Origin of the sequence: Methanobacterium sp. (assembly GCF_038562635.1) — an archaeon.
Classification (GTDB): domain Archaea; phylum Methanobacteriota; class Methanobacteria; order Methanobacteriales; family Methanobacteriaceae; genus Methanobacterium_D.
On record NZ_JBCFBO010000010.1, the window covers coordinates 1 to 1,383 of the forward strand.

Consider the following 1,383-nt stretch of genomic DNA (forward strand, 5'->3'; position numbering starts at 1 on the left):
GATCAATCTTTTGATAATTGATAAAGTTTATACTGTCAGAAAGATTATTTCTTGGATCCACTAATCGAATCAGTGAGTTTTTGTCTTTTTTTAATAAAAATAGCCTTTCTTTTTGTCTATAAAAAATTGCATCAATTCCTAAGGATTTAAAATTCAGAAATAGGTCTAAGCTTATTATAGGTTTTTTCAAATGACTGTAAAGCGTATCCTTATTTAATAAATAAAATACTGTGTCTTGAAGAGGAAATATTTGTTTAAATACAATAGAGTCATTCGCAACAACTAAATAACGGGCTGCTATTTTTTCATTTAATATATAGTCAAAAAGATAAACATTTCTCTTTTCTTCCCGTGGATAAATATTCCAATTTTCAAATTCAGAGAAAGTTTTATCTTTATTCAATGAATATATTTTCTTTATTTCTGAAGGAAAATCCTTTGTATTACAGTTTTGAAAAATAAATAATAAAAATAAAATTACCAATGTTCTCATAAATGTGTATGTTTTTACTTATTTAACTTACTCCATTTATATCCTAATCCAATTGAATATTGGTCATCCTGTGAATCCAACCTTCTATAATGTGGATCCCTCAGACTATTAATATGAGCTCCAAGTTTTACAATCAACTTTGAGAATCCTAGTTTACCCGCTCCAGCTCCCCATAAAAAGTTTCCAAAATTATAATTATTGTGTGCAACTGCTCCAGATGCTGTTTGAGTAATATATAACTTGTCTGCACTTATAGGTTGTTCTATCCCATCAATTAAAGGCTTAGCTGTAACAACGTAATCCATTTTACCTTCGCCTTCTAAATTGGATGCATCGCTTTCTCTTGTAATAAATTTAATTTTATTTTCTTTGTTCTCTTGTTTATTTACCCCTGAATTATCCAAAACTTTGGAAATCGCGTCATTGATAACAATTTTTACTCCTGTAATTTCTCCTTTATCAATTGCTTTTGGATCATTTTTTGGATCCGCAAACTTAAAAATAAAAGACTTTTGTGTATCATTCCCGAGGACTAGTCCAGTATGTTCTCCAGGTTTTCGTATTTTACCGGTATAATCACCATTGTGATTGAAAATATATTCATCAAGCCTCATCCCTTCCGGATCAATAAACCTCACCGGGTTATTCGCCACATACGCATACGGCGAAATCGAATAATACTTCTCCGCCAGCGGATCAGGTATCAACCATTTGGCCAGTGCCGCATCATAATGTCTTGCGCCGTAGTCGTAGAGGTCAAGGTTCAACTGACGGTCGAGCTCCTTGCCGTTGTACCTGTAGGGCTGGTTGGAAGCTTGAAGGCCTTCTCCAAACAACCCGCCGAAGGGGTAGTAATGGTTCACCTGCTCCATCGTGCCGCTCTGGCTCAA

Annotated in this window: 2 protein-coding genes; both read right to left on the reverse strand. The window is 34.1% G+C overall.

Going from position 1 to position 1,383, the window contains the following annotated elements; translation table 11 throughout:
• The coding region (locus tag AAGU07_RS16455) for a hypothetical protein (protein WP_342460166.1) at positions 1–403 on the reverse strand (403 nt) is incomplete at its 3' end.
• A 104-nt stretch (positions 404–507) separates the two neighbouring features.
• The coding region (locus AAGU07_RS16460) for an RHS repeat-associated core domain-containing protein (protein WP_342460167.1) at positions 508–1,383 on the reverse strand (876 nt) is incomplete at its 5' end.